Origin of the sequence: Nguyenibacter vanlangensis (genome assembly GCF_013376155.1) — a bacterium.
GTDB lineage: Bacteria > Pseudomonadota > Alphaproteobacteria > Acetobacterales > Acetobacteraceae > Gluconacetobacter > Gluconacetobacter vanlangensis.
Genome location: NZ_JABXXP010000413.1, coordinates 1 through 2,604, shown reverse-complemented (window position 1 = coordinate 2,604; position 2,604 = coordinate 1). Strand labels below are relative to the sequence as shown.

The window sequence follows — 2,604 nt, the reverse complement described above, 5'->3', positions numbered from 1 at the left end:
TGATGAACGGGGCCGGGCAGCCGGACATGGCGATCCCGCGCCTGGCCGGCGCCGCCCCGGCCTATCTGCAGCAGCAGCTTTCCTTCTTCGCCGCCGGCAAGCGCACCAGCTTCTGGATGACCCCGTTCGCCCGGGCGCTGACGCCGCAACAGATGCGCGCCGTCGCGGCCTATTACGCGGCACAGTCCGCCCCCGTCGAAGCCGATGCCGAGGCACTGGTGCCGGTGCCGGCCGGCCGCCACGCCCGCGGCCAGACGGTATTCGAAACCGGGGGCGGAGGTGCCGGGGTCATGCCCTGCGCGGGCTGCCACGGGCCGGCGGGGCAGGGCATGGGCCCCTTTCCGCCTCTGGCGGGGCAGTCCGCCCCCTATGTGCTGGGGCAGTTGCGCCGCTGGAAACGGGGCAGCGATCGCGACCCGATGGGCAAGATCATGGTCATGGAGGTCCGGGGAATGAATGATGCCGACATGCAGGCGGTCGCCGCCTTCGTCCAGAGCCTGTCCGGAAACGGCCCAGGAAGCGGCTCCGGAAACGCCCAATGACCATGGAAAGCAACGGCGATCTGCCGCCGCTCCCCGGATCGGTGCGCCCGGTCGGCACCTGGGTGGTCGGCGGCGTGCTGGCGGCCGCCATCCTGCTGGTCTGGGGCCTGGTGTCGTTGATTTTCCTTCATCGCGCATGACGCAGGGAGAGCGGTGATGAGCGAGGAACAGGGCATGACCCCCTTCGAGGCGGCGTTCCATGCCTCGGCCGAACGGCACGAACGGGTCTGGACGTTCTGCGTGATCGTCATGCTGGCGCTGCTGACGATCGGCACGATGTTCTATGTGGTGCGGGATTACGGGCTGGTGTCCGCGACAGGCGCCTTCTACGCCGACCCGGCAGACCCGGCGCGAGAGGCCGCGTTCGCCGACGGCAAGATCGTGCGGACGGGGCCGAACGCCTATGCGGTCTACGTGGTGGGGCGGGCCTGGCACTGGTCGCCCGACGTGATCCACGTGCCCGCCGGGGCCGAAATCACCTTTTACGTCACCAGCGCCGACGTGCTGCACGGTTTCGAAATCCAGGGCACGGCGGTCAACCTGACGGCGGTGCCGGGCGTGGTGGGCTCGGTGAAATACACGTTCCGCCGCCCGGGCGTGTACCACATCATCTGCAACGAATATTGCGGCATGCTGCACCATGCCATGGTCGCGCGGATCGTCGTCACGCCGTCGCAAGCCGTCACGACGGGGACCCCGTCATGAATATCCAGGTCGCAACGCAGGCCGCCGGACCGCGCGCGGACACCGGGCGCGACGCAGGCATTGGGCGCGACGCGGCCATGCGGCGCATGATGCTGGCTTTCCTGGTCGCGGGCTTCGGCGCCCTTTTGGTCGGCGCCACCATCGGGCCGCTGCAGGCGCTGAACTATGCCGGGATCAACGCCTATCCGTCCCTGCGGCCGCTGCTGCAGACCTATTATCAGGGCCTGACGATCCACGGCGTGCTGAACGGCTATGTCTTCACCTTCTTCGTCACCTGCGGGCTGCTGGTCTACCTGCCGGCGCGCGAACTGGGGGTGGCGCCGGGCCTGGCGCTGTGGCGCGTCTGTTTCGGGCTGATGGCGGCGGGTACGGCCTGCCTGCTCTATGCCATGTTCGACAATTCGTCCTCGGTGCTGTGGACGTTCTATCCGCCGCTGAAGGGCAGCCCGTTCTTCTATTTCGGCATGACCCTGCTGACGATCGGCAGCACGATGCCGCTGCCGATCCTGCTGGCGATGCGCGCCACGTGGAAGCGCGCCCGCCCCGGCCAGGTCACGCCGCTGGTCACCTATATGAGCCTGGTGACCATGCTGATGTGGGTGATGGCCGGCATCGGCGCGCTGGCCGAGCTGGTGCTGCAGCTCGACCCGTGGTCGATCGGGCTGATCGCCGCCGTCGATCCGATCATCGACCGCACGCTGTTCTGGCTGACCGGACACCCGATCGTCTATTTCTGGCTGATGCCGGCCTATATTTCCTGGTACGGGCTGCTGTCGCGCCAGGCGGGCGGCAAGCTGGTGTCGGACCCGATGGCACGGCTGACCTTCGCGCTGCTGATGGTGTTCGCCCTGCCGGTGGGCACCCACCACCAGTTCGCGGACCCCGGCTTTTCGCAGGTCTGGCGCGGCATCCTGGTCGTGCTGACCATGTCGGTGGCGATGCCCAGCCTGATCACCGCCTTCACCCTGGGGCTCAGCCTGGAATATGCCGGGCGGCTGCGCGGCGGGACCGGACTGTTCGGCTGGTTCCGCGCCCTGCCCTGGGGCGATCCCAGCGTCGCGGCACAGGTGCTGGCGGCCGTGACCTTCATCCTGGGCGGCGCCACGGGCATCGTGAACGGAAGCTGGCAGTTGGACGCCATCGTCCACAATACCATTTTCGTCCCCGGCCATTTCCACGTCACGGTCGGCAGCGTGACGGCGATGACCTTCATGGCCATCACCTTCTGGATGGTGCCGCATCTGACCGGCCGGCGGCTGGTCAGCCGGCGCCTGGCGCTGGCGGCCGCCTGGCTGTGGTTCGCGGGGATGATGCTGTTCGCCGTGGGCATGCAATGGGCCGGGCTGTATGGCGTGCC

Annotated in this window: 4 protein-coding genes; all 4 read left to right on the top strand. The window is 68.3% G+C overall.

All coding sequences use genetic code 11. The features are described from left to right. Window positions 1-542 (top strand): c-type cytochrome (locus HUK84_RS14660; protein ID WP_218064387.1); only part of this gene is annotated, 542 nt, incomplete at its 5' end. Beyond that, window positions 539-682: a hypothetical protein gene (locus HUK84_RS14655; protein ID WP_176640946.1), complete on the top strand. Its 144-nt coding sequence runs from the start codon at window positions 539-541 to the stop codon at window positions 680-682. The genes HUK84_RS14660 and HUK84_RS14655, both read left to right, overlap by 4 nt. A gap of 16 nt (window positions 683-698) precedes the next feature. Next, window positions 699-1,247, top strand: a complete 549-nt coding sequence (locus tag HUK84_RS14650; RefSeq protein WP_176640945.1) for a cytochrome c oxidase subunit II — start codon at window positions 699-701, stop codon at window positions 1,245-1,247. Beyond that, window positions 1,244-2,604, top strand: a 1,361-nt coding sequence (locus HUK84_RS14645; protein WP_176640944.1) for a cbb3-type cytochrome c oxidase subunit I, incomplete at its 3' end; no start/stop codon positions are given. The genes HUK84_RS14650 and HUK84_RS14645, both read left to right, overlap by 4 nt.